Here is a 16,945-nt window from a genome sequence, read left to right on the forward strand (position 1 = left end):
GCCCGAACGGCGCCCGCAGCGGTCGGCAGTCTTCGCTTCAGGGACCGGCCCACTGCCCGTTTCCGCAGGGCGCCCGCCCCGGTCCTCTGCCGGTGCGGTGGTGGCCGTCAGAGGACCGGAGGGCGGCCCAGCCGGGTCATACGCCACACGGTGCGCCACTTCATCGGTTCGCGCGGGCCGCACGGCGTCCGCAGTCCCTCGGCGAAACCACCCCACCAGGCCTTCAGACCGGCCGACGACCGCATCCGCAGCATGGCGAGGGAGATCCACACGCCGAGATAGACCGGGATCAGCGGCACCGGGAGACGACGGCGGGCCAGCCACACCCGGTTGCGGGCGGTGAACCGGTAATGCGCCGCGTGCCGGGCCGGCGACGTCCTCGGGTGCTGGAGGACGAGTTCGGGCTCGTAGAGGATCTTCCAGCCCGCGTCGAGGGCACGCCAGGCGAGGTCGGACTCCTCGTGCCCGAAGAAGAACTCCGCCGGCCACAGCCCGATCCCGTCGAGCATGGGCATCGAGAAGGCGTGTCCGCCCCCGAGGAAGGCGGTCACCGGACCACGCCGCATCGGATCGCCGGCCCGGAGCCGGGGTACCCAGCGGCGCTCCGTGAGCCCGTTCTCGTCGGCGACCCGGAACCCGACGATGCCGAGCCCGGGGTCGTCCGCGAACAGCCGCTGGACCCGGCGGAACACGTCGTCCGCGATGAGCAGGCCGTCGTCGTCCAGTTCGACGACGACATCCACCTCGCCCGACTCGCTCAGCAGCTTCAGCCCGGCGTTGCGGCCGCCGGGGCAGCCCAGATTCTCCCCCAGCGGGATCTTGGTGACGTCCGCCGTGACGTCGGTGAGGGGCGTGGCGTTGCCGACCAGGACCACTCTGGCCGCCGGCACGTCCTGCTTCTCCACCGAGGCGAGCAGGGCAGCCAGCTCCCTCGGGCGGGTGCCCATCGTGACGATGACAACTCCGAGGCGCGGCAATGGCATGGCGGCTTGCTCCAGCGGTCGGCGAAAGAAGCTGATGTTAGTGCCCGAACCGGCCTCGCCGTGACGGACACCGGCCGGCACGCACCGCACGGCCGCCTCGGCCGGCCGCCGGGGGGGATCACTGGTCCGCGGGCCCGGCTACGCGAGTCCGCCGAGGGCGACTTCCGTGGCTCGGGCGATGAGGGCGTCGTCGCGTTCGGCGTCCTTGGTGTCGCGGCGGGAGAGGACGGCCAGGGTGATCGGGGCGGCGCCGGGAGGCCAGATGACGGCGATGTCGTTCCGTGTGCCGTAGCCGCCCGTGCCGGTCTTGTCCCCGACCCGCCAGTTGTCGGGAACGCCCGCGCGGATGGTGTGGTCACCGGTGGTGTTGCGCCTGAGCCAGTCGGTCAGCACGGCCCGCTTGTCCGCGGGGAGCGTGCTGCCGAGGACGTACGCGCGCAGGTCGGTGGCCATGGCACGGGGTGTGCTGGTGTCGCGGAGGTCACCGGGGGTGGCATCGCTGAGCGCGGTTTCGTAGCGGTCGCAGCGGGTGACGTCGTCGCCCAGCGCGCGGAGCGCGTCCTGCAGGGCCCTGGGGGAACCGAGTTCGTGGAAGAGGAGGTTGGCCGCGGTGTTGTCGCTGTAGCGGATGGCGGCGTCGCACAGCTCACGGAGCGTCAGTCCGGTGTTGAGGTGCTTCTCGGTGATCGGCGAGGCGCTGACGAGGTCGTCGCGGCCGTAGCGCACGAGCCGGTCCATCTGCCGGAGCGAGCGCTTGTCCAGTACGGCGCCGGCGAGCAGTGCCTTGCAGGTGGAGGCGTAGGCGAAGCGCTCGTCGGGCCGGTGCGTGACGGTCCGGCCGCTGCCCGTGTCGAGCGCGTGGACCCCGAGCCGGGCGTCGAACTTCCGCTCCAGTTCGCGGAATGCCTGTTCGGTACGGGGATCCGGGGGCGGTGCGGAGGACTTGGAGGGGGCATGGCCGGACGAGGCGGGTGAGGCGGTGTCCGGGCCGGTCGTGCATCCGGTCAGCGGCAGGGCGGCAAGCCCGGCCAGTACGGCACGACGGGACACGGGAGTGCGAGAGCGCATGGCATGCGGGCTTTCTGTTTGACGGGGTGCGTCTCCACCGCCGGGGGTGAAGCGCCTGATGACGGTGGTGGCGCGCTGCCGACACGCAGCGGGCCGGCGCGGGGATGGGCTGGATGGTTACGGCGGGGCGGGCCCGTACGGCGCCGTCCGTTCAGCCGGTCAGATTGCGCAGGAACCGCGCTGCGACCGGTCCGGCGTCGGCTCCGCCGGAACCCCCGTCCTCCAGGAGCACCGCCCAGGCGAGGTCGGAGTCGCCCTGGTAGCCGATCATCCAGGCGTGCGTGCGCGGCGGGGTCGCGGTGCCGAATTCGGCTGTTCCGGTCTTCGCGTGCGGCCGACCGGGCAGATCCTTCAACGCATGGGCGGAACCCGAGGTCACGGTGGCGCGCATCAGCTCCTGGAGGCGGCGGGTGACCTCCGCGTCCAGCGCCGTCGGGGCACTGAACTTCTTCTTCACCGCGTCCGGCACCAGCATCGGCTGTTGGAACGTCCCGTTCTTGACGGTGGCCGCGATGGACGCCATCACCAGTGGTGATGTCTGAACGCGTGCTTGCCCGATGGTGGCGGCGGCCTTGTCGTTGTCGCTCGTCGTGGCGGGGACACTGCCGTCGTAGGTGGTCGTGCCCACGTCCCAGCTGCCCCCGATGCCGAACGCACAGGCCGTGTCGCGCAGGTCGGTGCCGGAGAGCCGGCTGCGGGCGTTGACGAAGTAGGTGTTGCAGGACTGGGCGAAGACGTCGGTGAAGGTCGATCCCGTCGGGAGCTCGAACTGTCCCTGGTTCTCGAAGCGCTGCCCGTTGACGCCTGCGAACTTGGGGCACGCCGCGGGGTCCGAGGGCCGGATGCCGCTCTTCAGGAGTGCCGCTGTCGTGACGACCTTGAAGGTGGAACCGGGCGGGTACCGTCCTTCGAGTGCGCGGTTGAGGCCGCCGGGCCGGTTGACGGCGGCGAGTATGCGGCCGTTGCGCGGGTCGATCGCGACGACGGCCGCGTTCTCATCGACCCCGGTCACGGCGTCGGCCGCCGCCTTCTGGATACGCGGGTCGATGGTGGTATGCACCGCCCGGCCCTCGGCCGGTGCGGTGGCGGTGAGGCTCCTGAGAGCGCGCCCGCTCTGCCGGTCCGCGACCACAAGGGTCTTGGCCGCCTTCCTGCCCCCGGACAGCATCGCGTCGTAGCGGGCCTCAAGACCGGATACGCCCTTGCCGCTGACCGGGTCGACGGTGCCGACGAGGGAATCGGCGCGGAGCGGGTCGCCGTTGCTGTCGAGCACCTTCGCCCGGCCACCGTCACTCTTGAGCGCCAGGGTCTGCCCCCCTGTCTCAGCTCCGGGTGGATCATCGGCGAGGTGAACTCGACCTTCCACTCCCCCGACGTGCGGAGCACCTGTGCCCGGGAGCTCCAGGTGACCTTCCCCGCCCCCGGAACCTTCATGGCCACGGAGAACGGGAAGTCCACCTCGCCGTCGTCCTTCCGCCTGCCTCCACCGGGAGCGATCATGGTTTCCGAGGGCTTGAGGTTGGTCAGCACCGAGGTGAGGAGTGAGGCGGCGTTGTCGGGTGTGTCGGTGTGGCCGGCCGCCTTCCGGGCGTCGTGCGCGGCCCACGCGGCGAGGAACGCCGTGAGGGGCTTCCGGGCGGCCGCCACCTGCGGATCCGGTTCCTGCGAAGCGCCGCCCCGGAGGCCGAAGGCGGCGTACCCGCCTCCCGCCAGCAGGGGTAGGGCCACGAGGATGCCGAGCAGCCGCCGGTCGACGTGCCACCGCCCGTACCGCGTGGGACTGTTCCGGCTGTCTGCGCGCGCCATGGTGCGCTCCGTTCTGGGTCCGGCCTGGATCGGCCCGCCGGGGACGGCCCCCGGCGTCGACGGGGCACCTGTGCACGGTGTCGGACCGCGACGGCCTGTCGACACCGGTACGGCCTGCCGAGCGGTGTGGCCTGCCCCTGCCCGGGAGTCAAGTCCGCCACCCGGCCGCATGTCGAATACGATCTCGGCATCAACCTCATTCACAAGCCATATCACCGCACGCCAGGAGGTACGGAGTGCTGACCGAACGGCACCTGGAAATCTTCGTCGCGCTGGCGGAGGAGGAGCACTTCGGGGCCGCCGCCCAGCGCGTGGGCATGACCCAGCCGCCTCTGTCCCAGGGGCTGCGCAGGCTGGAGGCCCTGGTCGGCGTCCGCCTGTTCGACCGTGAGCGAGGGGTGTCGCTCACCGAGGAGGGGGCTCTGCTGCTGCCGCACGCACGCCGCGCCCTGGCCGCGCTCTCGGAGCTCCGCGAGACCGGTGCGCGCGAGCGGGCCGACGGACGCCGACTGCGGCTCGGGCTGGCCCCGGAGGTGCCGGCGCCCCTCGCGGCCGAGGCGGCGGTCGCGCCGGTCCGGGCCGGTGAGCGGGCCCGGATCGGCATGGTGACGGCGTCGACCGCCGCCCTGCTCGGTGACGTCGCGGCAGGGCGGGTCGACATCGCGGTGATCCGGCACCCCTCCGTGCTGCACGGCCTCTCCGCGGGCCGGGTGATCCTGCTGCCGACGTGGGTCCTCGTCCCCGTCGGCCTTCAGGGGGCCGGTGACACGGTGCCGTCCCGTCTGCCGGTCGCGGTGCGCCCGCGCGCCGAAGCTCCCGCGGCACATGACCTGTTCATCGACACCCTGGCCAGTCGCGGCCGCCGCGTGGAGACCGTGGTGGTCTCCGACGAGCGCGCCGGTCTCGCCCTGGTGGCGGCGGGTCAGGCCGTACTCGTCACGGCGGACCACTCGCTGATGGCCTCCGGCGTCGAACGCCGCACGGCCACGGACCCACCGCTTCCCCTGCGGCTGCGGGTGGCCTGGAATCCGCGGCGTCCGGGAGCGAAGGAGACCGCGGAGACGGCGCGGTTGCTCGAGGACGCCCTGGCCCGGAAGGTGGCACCGTGAGAGAGACTCGGCGCCGCACCGGTGCGGAGCGCACCATCCGCGACATGTTCGACGACGCGGGCGTCCGCGGCTGGCTGCACGTGGCGGAGCTGCACCGCCCGTCGGCCCGGGTGGTCATCGATCCGGACGAACAGCTGCCCCTGGGTTCGGTCTACAAGGTGCCGCTCATGGTCGCGTTCTGCCGGCTCGCGGACGCGGGGCTGGTCGACCCGTCCCACAGACTGACCCTGGAGGCCGCCGACCGGGTTCCCGGGCCGACCGGCATCTCCATCCTCCACGACCCCGTCACCATGTCACTGCGCGACCTGGTGACGCTGATGATGACCGTCTCCGACAACACCGCCGCCGCAGCCGTCCTCCGAGCGGTCGGCCCCGACGTGGTCGACGCCGCCTGCCGTGACCTGGGCCTGCCGGACACCCGTATCCACGGCGGCGTCGTCAGCACGTTCAGCCGGCTGGTCGCCGAGACGGGTGCGCCATCGCTGGACGCCGCCCTGGCTCGCGTGGCGGACAACGACACCGTCGTACCGGCGGGGGTGTACGACCCGGCCTTCAAGGCGTCCGGCACACCGGCGGACTTGGCACGGCTCCTGCGGGCCGTCTGGACCGGCGAGGCCGCGTCCGAGGGCCGCTGCGCCTTCATGCGCGACGTCATGCGCCGGCAGCCGTGGACGCACCGGCTCGCCTCCGGATTTCCCTACGACGACGTCACCGTCTACGGCAAGACCGGTACCTTCGGTTCACTGCGCCACGAGGCCGGCGTCGTCGAACTCGCGGACGGCAGCACCTACACCGCGGTGGTGTTCACCCAGGCCGCCCGTGCCGACAGCAGGCTGCCGCGCGCCGACGCCGTGATCGGGGCCGCGGCCCGGGTCGCCGTGGAGGAGCTGCGGGGGAACCAGGGCACCTGACCGACCGGCCTCCTCTCTCCTGCGGGCAGCCGCCGGCGTGACGGAGCGAGGGACACGCGGGGAACGGCGTCGCCCAAGGGGGTGGCGCGTCGCGGTGCCGGCGGACCGGCCCCGCGACGTACCCCCCCCACCCCCCCACCCCACCGGCGGGCCGGTCACCTCTTGCGCCACTCCTCGGCCAGCAGCTCGTAGGACCGCACCCGGTCCGCGTGCCCGTGGGTGATCGTGGTGATCAGCAACTCGTCCGCACCGGTCGCCTCCTGAAGCCGGGCCAGTTCGTCGGCGACCCGGCCCGGGGAGCCGACGAACTGGGTTTCGAGGCGGTCCTGGACCAAGGTCCGGTCCGCGTCCGACCAGACGTGGGCGCGGGCCTCGTCCGGCGTGGGGAACTCGATCGCGCCCTCGGCCGAACGGATGCTGCGGACCCACGGGGCGTATCCGGTGGCGTGTTTGCGTGCGGTCTCGTCGTCCTCGGCGACCACGACGTCCGCGGACACGCTGACATACGGCTTGTCGAGTACGTCCGAGGGCAGGAACGCGGCGCGGTACCCCTCCACCGCCTCCAGCACGGTGGCCGGGCTGACGTGGTAGTTCGCCGCGAACCTGAGACCGCCCCGGCCCGCGACCTGGGCGCTCTGGCCGCCGCTGCTGCCCAGGATCCAGAGCTCGATGTCGGCGCCCTCGCCCGGGACTGCATGGGCCTCGACGCCGTCCGCAGAACGGTACGTGCCCGCCAGCAGGGCGAGGATGTCGTCGATCTGCTCACCGTAGTCCTGCGATTCGGCATGCGGCTGCTGGAGCAGCTCGCGCTGGAGCGCGAGGCGCGGTGAGCCGAGCAGGTGCTCGAAGGAGAAGCGGGCCGGGATGCGGAGGCCGTTGGGGGTGCGTCCGTCGACCACCGGGGTCGCGGACGGCGGCGGGGCGGCCGCCCCTGCGGGCGGGCGGCCGCCGGAGCGGCCGAGGCCCAGGTCCAGGGGCCCGGGGTGCAACGCGTCGATCAGGCCGAACTCCTCGACCGTGGACAGGGCGGTGCGATGGCCGAGTTGTACGGCGCCGGCGCCGAGCCGGATGTCCGAGGTCGCGGAGGCGGTCAGGGCGAGGACGACCGCGGGTGAGGTCCCGGCCACGCCCGGGTTGAGGTGGTGTTCGGCGAACCAGTAGCGGGCGTAGCCGAAGCTCTCGGCCCGGCGGGCCAGGTCGATGGAGTTGCGCAGGGCGTCGGTGGCGGTGGAGCCGGACGGGACCGGGACCAGATCGAGGACCCCGAGAGGAATGTCGGACATGGCGGAGGTCTCCTCTAGCGGCCGGCCGGCACGGATGCGGGTAGGGGTGCGGATGCGGGCGCCGCGGCGACCGGGCGCCAGGCGAACGGGGGGTCGGGGATCTCCCGGCGCAGCACGGGCGCCACGTCCGACTGGAAGAGTGCGAGCGAGTCCCGGTGCCGGCGGTCCGACAGTCCCCCGGCGTCCGCGTGCAGGTGCAGGACGGTGTGCCCGAACTGCTCGTGGTAGCGGTGAACCTTCTCGATGATCTGCTGGGGGCTGCCGACGAGTGCCGAGCTGCGCTCGACGAAGTCCTCCAGGGTCGTGAACACCGGTTCCAGGCCCAGCTGTCTCTGGAACGCGAGGTTGCCCTCGAACACGGGCCGGTAGGCGGCGAGCGCCTCTTGGGAGGTCCGGGCGGCGTAGAGGCCCGCCGTTCCCGCGCCCACCGCGATACCGGCCGGATCGTGGCCGTGGTGTACCCAGCGCTCGCGGTAGTACCGGATCAACTCGGCGTAGGGATCGATGGGGTTGGTGACGTTGGCGGAGAAGAGGGGGTCGCCGTAGCGGGCGGCCAGGTCGACGGACTCCCTGCTGGTCGCGCTGCCGTGCCAGACCCGGATCGGCTGCTGGAGGGGGCGGGGCCACACCTCCGCGTCCTTGAGTTCCGGACGGAAGCGGGTCACGGCGGTGACCTTGTCCTGGCGCCAGATCTGCCGGAACACCTCGTAGCTCTCGGCGTTGCGGTCCCACTGGTCGTCGGGTGTCACCTGGAACAGGTCCCGCTGGGCGGCCCCGTTCCCCTTGCCGATGATGAGTTCGAGCCGTCCGCCGGAGAGGTGGTCCAGGGTCGCGTAGTCCTCGTACGCGCGCACCGGGTCGAGGAGGCTGAGCGTGGTGACGGCCGTGAACAGCCGGATCCGGGAGGTGAGGGCGGCGATGTGGCTGAGTACGACCGGTGGTGAGGAGGAGATGAAGGGCCGCTCGTGCCGCTCCCCCACACCGAAGCCGTCGAAGCCCAGTTCCTCGGCGAGGACCGCGTTGTCGACCACTTCGCGGAAGCGGTCGCCGGTCGGCTTCCGCACACCCGTCACGGGGTCCGGGCTGTGCACGATCAGGGTGATGGCGAGGAACTTCATGAGGCCTCACGCTCTTCGCGCACCTCGTCGGGGTGGGCCAGGCCGAGGTGGTCGCGCAGGGTGGTGCCCTCGTACTCCGTGCGGTACACGCCTCGTTCCTGGAGCAGCGGTACGACCTTGTCGGCGAATTCGTCGAGGCCGCCCGGTGTGATGTGCGGGGCGAGGATGAAGCCGTCGCTGGCGTCGGCCTGGACGAATTCGTTGATGGTGGCGGCGACGGTGGCCGGGGAGCCGACGAAGGACTGGCGGTTTCCGGTCTCGATGACCAGGTCGCGGATGGACCACTTGTTGGCGGCGGCCCGCTCCCGCCACTCGCGGGCGGTGGCCAGCGGGTCACGGTACATCCGCACCTGGGCGCGGCCGCGGGCGATGGTGTGCTCGCCGGGATCGGGGTCGACGTCGGGGAGGGGGCCGTCCGGGTCGTACGCGGACAGGTCCCGGTTCCAGACGAACTCGAGGTGCTTGATCGCGGTGGCGCCGCTGACCTGGCGGCGGCGCACCTCGCGGGCGCGTTCCTCCGCGTCGGCGTCGGTGTCGCCGAGGACGAAGGTGGCGGCCGGCAGGATCAGCAGCTGCTCGGGCCGGCGGCCGTAGCGGCCGAGGCGGCCCTTGACGTCCGTGTAGAACGCCCGCCCCTCCTTGAGGGTGGAGTACCGGCTGAAGATCGCGTCCGCGCTCGACGCGGCGAATTCGCGGCCCTCTTCGGAGTCGCCCGCCTGGAAGATCACCGGCCTTCCCTGCGGGGAGCGCGGGACGTTGAACTGCCCCTCGATGTCGAAGTGCTGTCCCGTGTGCACGAAGGCCCCGGCCTTCGCGTCACTGAGGAAGGTGCCCGTCTGCCGGTCGGCGACGATCTCGTCCCCGTGCCAGGAGTCGAAGAGCTCGTTCGTGGTGGACAGGAACTCCTTGGCCCTGGAGTAGCGCTCGTCCTGCGGGAGGAAACCGCCGCGGCGGAAGTTCTCGCCGGTGAAGGCGTCCCAGGAGGTGACCACGTTCCAGGCGGCGCGTCCGCCCGAGAGGTGGTCGAGGCTGGCGAACTGGCGGGCCACCTCGTAGGGCTCGTTGAAGGTCGAGTTGATGGTGCCGGTCAGGCCCAGGTGCTCGGTGACAGCGGCGAGCGCGGTGAGGACGGTGAAGGTATCCGGGCGGCCCACGACGTCCAAGTCGTATATCTGGCCACCCTGTTCGCGAAGGCGCAGCCCTTCGGCGAGGAACAGGAAGTCGAACTTCGCGCGCTCGGAGGTCCGGGCGAAGTGGGCGAAGGAGCTGAACTCGATGTGGCTGCCGGCCTCGGGGTCGCTCCACACGGTGGTGTTGTTGACTCCGGGGAAGTGGGCCGCGAGATGGATCTGCTTGAGCGGCTTGCTCATGATCGGGGGTCCTTCCGGCTCAGGCGGTCGTGGCGGCGGCGTAGCGGTTGGCGGGGCGGGCGAGACCGAGCAGCCCGCGCAGGGTGTCGGCCTCGTACGCCCGGCGGAAGGCGTTACGGCGCTGGAGTTCGGGGACCAGGTGCCGGGTGATCGCCGGGAGGTCGTGGCCGGCCACGGCGGGACGCAGCCGGAAGCCGGTCAGTCCGGCCGCCGCCAGCTCCTGGAGCAGATCGGCGAGCCCGCTGGGCGTTCCGGTGAAGATCCGGGCGTCGCTGGTGTACGGCCGGCCGGCGAGGTCGTCCAGGCGTTCCCGGCGGGCCTGGGCCGCGGCGGGGTCGTCGTCCAGGAAGACCACCAGGTCACCGAAGACGTGCAGGGTCTCGTCGGCGCGGCCGGCCGCCGCCTGTTCGGCGCGGATCTCCTCGACGACGGCACGGGCCTCCTGGGCATCGTGCGGGGTCACGTAGCCGATGTCGGCGGAGCGGGCCACCAGCCGGTACGAAGCCGTCGCGTGGGCCAGCGCGCTGACGATCGGCTGGCCCTGGGGCGGCCGGGGGGTGATCGAGGGGCCCTTCACGCGGAAGTGCGTGCCCTCGAAGTCGATGTAGTGCAGCTTCGCCCGGTCGACGAAGCGGCCGGTGGCGATGTCCCGGATCTCCGCGTCGTCCTCCCAGCTGTCCCAGAGCCGCCGCACGACCTCGGCGTAGTCGGCGGCCTCGTCGAACAGGCCGGCCGCCAGCTCCTGTCCGGCGGGGGTCCGGTAGTACTCGATGCCGAACGCGGGGAACCGGCGGCGGCCGAAGTGCGCGGCCTCGTGCTGTCGGGCCGTGACCTGAAGGCGCAGGCCCGCCCGTCCGGTGCTCACGTAGTCGAGGGTGGCGATGGCCTTGGATATGTGGAACGGCTCCGTGTGGGTGACCACCACGGTCGGCACCACGCCGATGTGCCGGGTCAGCGGGGCGACCCGAGCGGCGATGAGGACGGCGTCGAGCCGGCCGCGGACCTGGTCGGTGCGCCCGTCCGGCTCCGCGTGGGACGAGGACTGGAGGCCGAGCCCGTCCTCGATGGTCACGAAGTCGAGCAGTCCCTGTTCGGCCTCGGTGACGAGGTCGGTCCAGTAGGCGGCGGTGAGAAGTTCACGGGGGCGGGCGACGGGTTCACGCCAGGCGGCCGGGTGCCAGCCCGCTCCGTCCAGGGCCACGGCGAGATGCAGAGGGGAGGGTGACGACGACACGAGAGAGGTGCCTTCCTGATCGACCGTACGAAGAAGCCGGCCCCCGGACACAGGGAGCGGCCGCGAGGGCAACAGGTCAGGAGCAACAGAGCGCGCCGGCGACGCGCAACAGGTCGATGTGCTGCCGGGAGTACAGCCGCGGGCGGCTGGGCATGGCGGTGTTCGCGGCGCGGCGGCGGGTCACGGCAGGCATACGCACGTGCTCCACCTCCACCCATCCGGCGCGGCGGACCCCAGGGTCCGCGCCGCCCTCGCGCTCGCGGTCCCGTTCGGGGCGCCGCTCGGTCGTTCTCAAGCACAACCGCACGGCTACGCCGTTTCTTCCGGCTGCCCGGCTTCTTTTTCCTGCGGTGCTTCCGGCTGCCCGTCCGGTGTGCGCACGAGCAGGAATCGTGTGCGGCGGCGCAGGGTGAAGCCGATCGACTCGTAGAGCCGGATGGCGTGGGTGTTGCTCGCGGCCGCGTGGAGGAAGGGGGTGTCCCCGCGTTCCCTGATGCCCGCCGCGACCGCGCGGACCAGCCGGGTGGCCAGGCCGCGGCCGCGGTGGTCCGGGTGGGTGCAGACGGCGCTGATCTCCGTCCAGCCCGGCGGGCGCAGGCGTTCGCCGGCCAGGGCGATCAGCCGTCCGCCGTCCCGGATGCCCAGGTAGCTGCCCAGTTCGATGGTGCGGGGCAGGAAGGGGCCCGGCTCGGTGAGGGCGACCAGGTCGAGGATCTCGGGTACGTCGGCGGGTCCGAGCCGTTCCGCCTCGGGGGCGGGTTCGGCGTGCAGCGCGGTGGCGATGAGCTGAACGCCGTCGCCGCCGCGCTCGATCGTCCAGCCGTCGGGCACCTCCAGGGCTCCGGAGACCGGGGTGGCGGTGCCGGGTCCGACCAGTGCGGCCAGATCGGCCCAGGCCCGGGGGTCGGCGGGGTCGTCGAGGGCGCTGAACGGGGAGATGTCCGTGGGGTAGCGGGCGGCCCGGCCCACGCGCTCGGCGAGGCCGGCGTGCGGACCGCTCAGCGCGGCCCAGGCGGCGTTGTCCAGGATGTGCGGTTCCGTCGGGACCGGGGGCGGGGCGTGATGGACGCTGGTCGACATGGCGGTGCGGGGTCTCCGTATCCGGAAGGCGGCCGGGACGGCGGCGGCTCATGGCAGCGCGGTCCGGCGGCAGATGCGCGGGCGTGGAAGTGAATGCGGATCTGAACGCGGACGCGGGTCAGGAGTTGTCGAGCGGCAGTCCGGGCGGGTCGACCAGGGAGGTGGGGACGGCCTCGTCGGAGAGGTTCCAGGCGGCGAGCCACTTGGCGTACTGGCCGTTCTTGATCAGGTGGTTGATCGCGGCGGCGATGGGCTTCGCCAGTCCACTGCCCTTCTTCGACGTGGCGGCGATGAGCCCCTGGAGCGTCGCGCCGGCGCCGGAGAACTGGCCCGCGCTACGCGTGGGTGCGGTGGTCCTGGCGTTCTGGGTGATGTGGTAAGCGATACCGGGATTGGGGCCGAAAGAGGAGTCGATCTTCCCGCTGGACAGCGCCAGGGCCGTGGCGTTGCCGTCCTGGTAGTACTTGACGGTGAGCTTCTTGCCCTCCTTCGCCAGCTTCGCCTTCCACTCCAGCAGGATCCGCTCCTGATTGGTGCCGGCGCTGACGGAGACGGTCTTGCCTGCCAGGTTGCGGTAGTCGCCGTCGAAGTTCCAGGTGCTCTTCTTCAGCGCCTCGAAGGCGAGGTTGTCCGCCCGGTAGGAGGCGAATTCGTACTTCTTCTTGCGTTCCTCGGTGTCGGTGACATTCGACAGGGCCACGTCGAACTTGCCGCTGTCGATGCCGACGAACATGTTCTCCCAGGTGGAGTTCTTCATCTCCGGCCTGAGCCCGAGAACCGCGGCGATCAGCCGGCCGAGGTCGGGTTCGGCGCCGGTGAAGGTCTTCTGGTCCTCCCCCACGTATACCAGCGGAGGGTACCCGGCAGGCAGCGCGCCCAAGCCGATCACCAACGTGCCTTTCTCGGCGATCGACTTGGGGAGCCCGGCGCTGATCGACTTCACCTCGGACACCTTGAGCTGGGTCTCCTTGGCCGCGCCGTTGGAGAGTGCGCCGATGGTGACCGATCCGGCCGGCGCGTTGTCGGTCCTGGTCGCGGCGTCGCCCGCACCGCCGCACGCGGCGAGCCCGGCGGCGAGAGAGGCGACGGCCGCGGCGGCGGTGACACCGCGGAGGAATCTGCGGCGGCGGCTGAGAGAGGGGGTGCGGGTGAGAGTGCGCATGGTGGCTGTCCTTGTCGGGTGCGGTGAGGGCGTACGGATGAGGTCTGGCCGTGGAGCGGGTGACGGGATCAGAAGTGTTGGGTGAGAGGTGCCGGGATCAGAGCACCTTGCTCAGGAAGTCTCTGGTCCGCTCGTGCTGCGGGTGGTCCAGCACCTGCTCGGGCGGGCCCTGTTCGACGATTTGGCCCTCGTCCATGAAGACGACCCGGTCGGCGACCTCACGGGCGAACCCGATCTCGTGCGTGACGACCAGGAGGGTGGTTCCGCTGCCGGCCAGGTCCTTGATCACGGCCAGCACCTCGCCGACCAGCTCGGGGTCGAGCGCGGAGGTCGGCTCGTCGAAGAGGATGACGCCGGGCCGCAGGGCGAGGGCGCGGGCTATGGCCACGCGCTGCTGCTGCCCACCGGACAACTGCCGGGGGTAGGCGGCGGTCCGGTCCGCGAGACCCACCCGGGCGAGGAGGCCGCGGGCCAGTTCCCTCGCCTCCGGCCTGGTCAGCTTTCCGGTCGCCACCGGAGCCGCGGCCACGTTGTCCAGCACGGTCAGGTGCGGGAAGAGATTGAAGTTCTGGAAGACGAAGCCGATCTGGCTGCGCTGCGCCAGGATGGCCCGCTCGCTCAGCTCCTTGAGGCGACCGCGGTGTCTGCGTACGCCGATCAGCTCACCGTTCAGGCTGACATGGCCGATCTCGGGCTTCTCCAGGTGGTTGATCACCCGCAGGAGCGTGGATTTGCCGGACCCGGACGGTCCGAGGACGACCGTGACCTCGCCGGGGCGCACCGTCAACGCCACACCTTCCAGAACGCGTTGGGTTCCGTACCACTTGTGCACATCGTGCACCTCGACCGCGGCGGGGCGTACCGCGAGCACTCCGCCGGTCTCCTCCGTCCCAGCCGTACCGGCCGCCGCCTTCTCGGCCGTCCCGGTATTCCCGGTCGTCTCGGCGCTCATATCGCCGTCTCCTTCCGGACCCGGGCCCGCAGATCACCGAGGCCGGTCCGCAGCTTCTGCAACGGGGTCAGCGGCAGGGTGCGCAGCGCGCCCCGCGAGTAGTACCGCTCGACGTAGAACTGGATGACGGACACGACGCTGGTGAGAATCAGGTACCAGACGGTGGCCACCAGCAGCAGCGGCACGATGTCGCCGGGGTAACTGCTGCCCATGCTCTGCACGGAGCCGAACAGGTCGAGCAGCGAGACGTAGAAGACCAGCGAGGTGCCCTTGATCAGCCCGATCAGCTGGTTGACGTAGTTCGGGGTGATGGAGCGCAGGGCCTGCGGGAACACGATCTTCGCGAACTGGTAGCGCCTCGGGAGTCCGAGGGCCGAGGCCGCCTCGTGCTGGCCCTGGTCGACGGAGAGGATGCCGCCGCGGACCACTTCGGAGGCGTACGCCGCCTCATTGAGGCTCAGGCCGATGACGGCGACGGCCATGTCGGTGGCGAGGCGGGACTCGTCGAAGGTGAAGAACGCCGGGCCGAACGGCACTCCGATGCTCAGCGTCCGGTAGAGCGCGCTGAAGTTGTAGAGGAACAGCAGGACCACGATCAGCGGCACCGATCGGAACAGCCAGGTGTAGCCCCAGCTGACCGCACGCAGCACGGGGCTCGGGGAGAGCCTGGCCAGCGCCAGAAGCACGCCGCCGAGCAGACCCAAAGCGGCGCTGTACACGGTGACTTCGAGAGTGATGAGCAGGCCGTCGAGGATCGTGGGACGCAGGAACCAGTACGAGAACCGGTCCCACTGGTAGAAGGGATTGGTCACCAGGCCGTGGATGATCTGGGCGACCAGCACGAGGACGACGGCTGTGATGATCCAGCGGCCGGGGCGCAGCAGGGGAAGGACCCGCTGTGCCGCCAGGGGCTTCGGCGCGGCGGGCGGGTGGAGGCGGGGGGCCGCCTCGGCGGGCGGCGCTGATCCGGAGGACACAGCGATGCCAGGGGATTCACTCACGGAGGGCTCCAGCGGATTCGGACAGTCCGGACCGCGGACGGCGGCGACGCCGCGCCGATCGGGGACGAATCGGCGGGACGCGGCACACGGCACGGGACGGGGGCCGGGCGGGGAGAGGGCGCACCGCGACAGCGGTGGACGTCAAGAACGCGGAGAGCAGAGGCCCGGAAGGCAAGAGGCCTGGAAGAGCGAGGCCGGGGATGCCGTCAGGCTTGACAGAGAATGCGTGAAGCGGCGGTACACAGCGCGCTGTTGACGCGCTGAAGGTCGACGGAGCGGTCCGCGCAGAGCAGCAGGGCGCGGCCGCGGGACCGCCAGGCAGCCATCCCCTCAGCTGCGTGCATCGCTCTCACCGTCACCATTCCGCCCCTTGGGGCCTACACGTCCGCCGAACGTCATCCGGTCCGGTCCGAACCTGGGCACCCCACCGCGTACGAGGGTTGCCGGCCGGCGCACCAGGGATTTCCGCTGACGCTCATGACCGTTCCGCGCCGCAAGTTAGGCACGGCCGGAAACGAATGTCAACGCCGGTGACCACCAGGCGAGACGGCCCGTGCGGCCTTCTTGACGGCGTCACGTGACGCACCGAAACTGACATGGACGGTCACGATTGTCAGCGCCTCCGGTGCGGGATTCTCCTGCTCAGGCGGTTATCGGCCCCGGCCCGCTGGCAGGCAACCCTTCCACCGCGACGGGGTGCCCCGGGTGACGACCGGGTCCCGCCGGCGTGGCGGGGCAAGCGTGGTCTCGCGTCTCGCGAGCCCCGAAGTCGGGACCGGTGGGAATTGTCCAGGAACGGCTTGACGAGGCGCCTGCACATCGATCTGCTGCGTGTCTCCAGCGCTTACTAGCCCGGGACAGATCCGGACGCGTACCGGACCGCTCGGTCCATCCGGACCGGTACGAGAGCGCAGTCGTTCCACATCCGGCCGCTGGTGCCCACAAGGCGGCGGTGGCTTCCTCGTTCCCGCAGGGATTCCCACCGGGATTCCCATAGGAGAGTCATGCCCGAGACAGTTTCGCGCAGTTCCAGTTCACGCGGTTCCGGTTCGCGGGGTTCCGGCACAGGGAACTCGATTGCGTGCGGCCCGGTTTCCCCGGGGCCTGCTCCGTGCGCCACGCACCCTCGTCCCCCGGCTGCCGTGCAGCCCTCCCGTATCCACAGCCGGATCGGCGTCGGGCTGGCCGGCGGCTTCTACCCGGCACCGCACCGCTACGAGCTGTTCCTGTCGGCGAGTTGTCCGCGCTCGCTCCGCATCTCGATCACTCTCGGCCTGCTCGGCCTCAAGGACTCGGTCGCCACCACGATCCTGGGAAGCCCCACCGAGACACCCGGCGCGTTCGCCTCGCTGCGCAGCGCGTACGAGGCGACGGTGCACCACTACGACGGACCGCTGACGGCGCCCGCGCTGTGCGACCGGTGGAGCGGACGGATCGTCAGCAACCACACCCCCGACATCCTGCGCGACCTCGCGGGCCTGCTGTCCGGCCATGACGAGGCCCGCCCCTCCGCTCTGCGCCCGCCGGGCCTCATCGGGGACATCGACGCCCTCCGTGACCTGCTGGACTGCGACGTCACCCCGGATGCCGGGCCCGCCGAGCGATCGGCAACGCTGGACCTGCTGGATCACCCTCTCGCCCTGCGGCCTTACGCACTGGGCGCGGAGCTGACGGCCGCGGATGTGGACCTGTGGGTGGCGCTCGTCCGTCTCGGCCCGGCCTCACTCGACGACCGCCCTCGGCTCCAGGAGTACGTGAGCCGCCTCCGCGACAACGCCGCCTTCCCCGACGTGCCGGAGCAGGACGACGGCCCCCGGCTCGCGTAGTCGGGGGCACCGGGGCCGGTGAAGGCCCCGGTGCACACCTCG

General features: G+C 71.5%; 16 protein-coding genes, 1 pseudogene and 2 riboswitches. Of the genes and pseudogenes, 4 read left to right on the forward strand and 13 right to left on the reverse strand.

Going from position 1 to position 16,945, the window contains the following annotated elements; translation table 11 throughout:
* Positions 1 to 107: 107 nt before the first annotated feature.
* The 4 genes and pseudogenes from ACIO3R_RS10835 to ACIO3R_RS10850 form a co-directional block, all read right to left on the reverse strand.
* A complete protein-coding gene (locus ACIO3R_RS10835) occupies positions 108 to 983 on the reverse strand; it encodes a glycosyltransferase family 2 protein (protein WP_385343304.1) in 876 nt (291 codons plus the stop codon).
* 138 nt (positions 984 to 1,121) lie between these two features.
* Positions 1,122 to 2,051 carry a class A beta-lactamase gene (bla, locus tag ACIO3R_RS10840; protein ID WP_402105101.1) on the reverse strand — a complete coding sequence of 310 codons (930 nt, stop codon included), beginning with the start codon at positions 2,049 to 2,051 and terminating at the stop codon, positions 1,122 to 1,124.
* A gap of 151 nt (positions 2,052 to 2,202) precedes the next feature.
* A complete protein-coding gene (locus tag ACIO3R_RS10845; protein ID WP_402105102.1) occupies positions 2,203 to 3,324 on the reverse strand; it encodes a penicillin-binding transpeptidase domain-containing protein in 1,122 nt (373 codons plus the stop codon).
* A gap of 104 nt (positions 3,325 to 3,428) precedes the next feature.
* Positions 3,429 to 4,028 (reverse strand): annotated as a pseudogene (locus tag ACIO3R_RS10850) (NTF2-like N-terminal transpeptidase domain-containing protein); the annotation flags it as partial.
* Positions 4,029 to 4,093: 65 nt separating this feature from the next.
* Between ACIO3R_RS10850 and ACIO3R_RS10855 the strand changes: the two are divergent.
* Together ACIO3R_RS10855 and ACIO3R_RS10860 are read left to right on the forward strand one after the other, a co-directional pair.
* Positions 4,094 to 4,966 carry a LysR family transcriptional regulator gene (locus tag ACIO3R_RS10855; RefSeq protein ID WP_402105104.1) on the forward strand — a complete coding sequence of 291 codons (873 nt, stop codon included), beginning with the start codon at positions 4,094 to 4,096 and terminating at the stop codon, positions 4,964 to 4,966.
* Complete coding sequence (locus ACIO3R_RS10860; RefSeq protein ID WP_385039300.1) at positions 4,963 to 5,877, forward strand: serine hydrolase; 915 nt, start codon at positions 4,963 to 4,965, stop codon at positions 5,875 to 5,877. The genes ACIO3R_RS10855 and ACIO3R_RS10860 overlap by 4 nt, the downstream gene beginning before the upstream one ends.
* Positions 5,878 to 6,032: 155 nt before the next feature.
* Here ACIO3R_RS10860 and ACIO3R_RS10865 read toward each other — a convergent pair whose 3' ends face one another.
* The 9 genes from ACIO3R_RS10865 to ACIO3R_RS10905 all read right to left on the reverse strand — a co-directional run bounded on the left by ACIO3R_RS10865 (position 6,033) and on the right by ACIO3R_RS10905 (position 15,077).
* Positions 6,033 to 7,160, reverse strand: coding sequence for an LLM class flavin-dependent oxidoreductase (locus tag ACIO3R_RS10865; protein WP_402105106.1), 1,128 nt, complete (start codon positions 7,158 to 7,160; stop codon positions 6,033 to 6,035).
* Positions 7,161 to 7,174: 14 nt separating this feature from the next.
* Positions 7,175 to 8,278, reverse strand: coding sequence for an LLM class flavin-dependent oxidoreductase (locus ACIO3R_RS10870; RefSeq protein ID WP_402105107.1), 1,104 nt, complete (start codon positions 8,276 to 8,278; stop codon positions 7,175 to 7,177).
* Positions 8,275 to 9,648, reverse strand: coding sequence for an NtaA/DmoA family FMN-dependent monooxygenase (locus tag ACIO3R_RS10875; protein ID WP_402105109.1), 1,374 nt, complete (start codon positions 9,646 to 9,648; stop codon positions 8,275 to 8,277). Before ACIO3R_RS10875 ends, ACIO3R_RS10870 begins: the two co-directional genes overlap by 4 nt.
* Positions 9,649 to 9,667: 19 nt before the next feature.
* Entirely contained in the window at positions 9,668 to 10,882 is a 1,215-nt protein-coding gene (locus tag ACIO3R_RS10880) for an LLM class flavin-dependent oxidoreductase (RefSeq protein ID WP_402105111.1), read from the reverse strand.
* A gap of 76 nt (positions 10,883 to 10,958) precedes the next feature.
* Positions 10,959 to 11,075, reverse strand: a complete 117-nt coding sequence (locus ACIO3R_RS10885) for a putative leader peptide (RefSeq protein ID WP_385036208.1) — start codon at positions 11,073 to 11,075, stop codon at positions 10,959 to 10,961.
* A 116-nt stretch (positions 11,076 to 11,191) separates the two neighbouring features.
* Entirely contained in the window at positions 11,192 to 11,962 is a 771-nt protein-coding gene (locus tag ACIO3R_RS10890; protein WP_385036207.1) for a GNAT family N-acetyltransferase, read from the reverse strand.
* A gap of 118 nt (positions 11,963 to 12,080) precedes the next feature.
* On the reverse strand, positions 12,081 to 13,124 hold the full coding sequence (locus ACIO3R_RS10895) for a transporter substrate-binding domain-containing protein (protein ID WP_402105112.1): 1,044 nt from the start codon (positions 13,122 to 13,124) through the stop codon (positions 12,081 to 12,083).
* Positions 13,125 to 13,221: 97 nt separating this feature from the next.
* Positions 13,222 to 14,076 (reverse strand): amino acid ABC transporter ATP-binding protein, encoded by an 855-nt coding sequence (locus ACIO3R_RS10900; RefSeq protein ID WP_385036205.1) that lies wholly within the window; start codon positions 14,074 to 14,076, stop codon positions 13,222 to 13,224.
* Positions 14,073 to 15,077, reverse strand: a complete 1,005-nt coding sequence (locus ACIO3R_RS10905; protein WP_385343274.1) for an amino acid ABC transporter permease — start codon at positions 15,075 to 15,077, stop codon at positions 14,073 to 14,075. The genes ACIO3R_RS10900 and ACIO3R_RS10905 overlap by 4 nt, the downstream gene beginning before the upstream one ends.
* A 340-nt stretch (positions 15,078 to 15,417) precedes the next feature.
* A riboswitch (SAM riboswitch) is annotated at positions 15,418 to 15,560 on the reverse strand.
* A 119-nt stretch (positions 15,561 to 15,679) separates the two neighbouring features.
* A riboswitch (SAM riboswitch) is annotated at positions 15,680 to 15,825 on the forward strand.
* A 52-nt stretch (positions 15,826 to 15,877) separates the two neighbouring features.
* Between ACIO3R_RS10905 and ACIO3R_RS10910 the strand changes: the two genes are divergently transcribed.
* Together ACIO3R_RS10910 and ACIO3R_RS10915 are read left to right on the forward strand one after the other, a co-directional pair.
* On the forward strand, positions 15,878 to 15,928 hold the full coding sequence (locus ACIO3R_RS10910) for a putative leader peptide (RefSeq protein ID WP_393063431.1): 51 nt from the start codon (positions 15,878 to 15,880) through the stop codon (positions 15,926 to 15,928).
* 291 nt (positions 15,929 to 16,219) lie between these two features.
* On the forward strand, positions 16,220 to 16,903 hold the full coding sequence (locus ACIO3R_RS10915; protein WP_402105115.1) for a cell envelope biogenesis protein OmpA: 684 nt from the start codon (positions 16,220 to 16,222) through the stop codon (positions 16,901 to 16,903).
* Positions 16,904 to 16,945: the final 42 nt, after the last annotated feature.

The organism is Streptomyces sp. NPDC087428, assembly GCF_044744085.1.
Taxonomy (GTDB): domain Bacteria; phylum Actinomycetota; class Actinomycetes; order Streptomycetales; family Streptomycetaceae; genus Streptomyces.

Coding starts and splice junctions, on each gene's coding strand:
- ACIO3R_RS10835 (WP_385343304.1), bottom strand. CDS start 983: ATGCCATTGCCGCGCCTCGGAGTTGTCATCGTCACGATGGGCACCCGC.
- bla (WP_402105101.1), bottom strand. CDS start 2,051: ATGCGCTCTCGCACTCCCGTGTCCCGTCGTGCCGTACTGGCCGGGCTT.
- ACIO3R_RS10865 (WP_402105106.1), bottom strand. CDS start 7,160: ATGTCCGACATTCCTCTCGGGGTCCTCGATCTGGTCCCGGTCCCGTCC.
- ACIO3R_RS10870 (WP_402105107.1), bottom strand. CDS start 8,278: ATGAAGTTCCTCGCCATCACCCTGATCGTGCACAGCCCGGACCCCGTG.
- ACIO3R_RS10875 (WP_402105109.1), bottom strand. CDS start 9,648: ATGAGCAAGCCGCTCAAGCAGATCCATCTCGCGGCCCACTTCCCCGGA.
- ACIO3R_RS10885 (WP_385036208.1), bottom strand. CDS start 11,075: ATGCCTGCCGTGACCCGCCGCCGCGCCGCGAACACCGCCATGCCCAGC.
- ACIO3R_RS10890 (WP_385036207.1), bottom strand. CDS start 11,962: ATGTCGACCAGCGTCCATCACGCCCCGCCCCCGGTCCCGACGGAACCG.
- ACIO3R_RS10895 (WP_402105112.1), bottom strand. CDS start 13,124: ATGCGCACTCTCACCCGCACCCCCTCTCTCAGCCGCCGCCGCAGATTC.
- ACIO3R_RS10900 (WP_385036205.1), bottom strand. CDS start 14,076: ATGAGCGCCGAGACGACCGGGAATACCGGGACGGCCGAGAAGGCGGCG.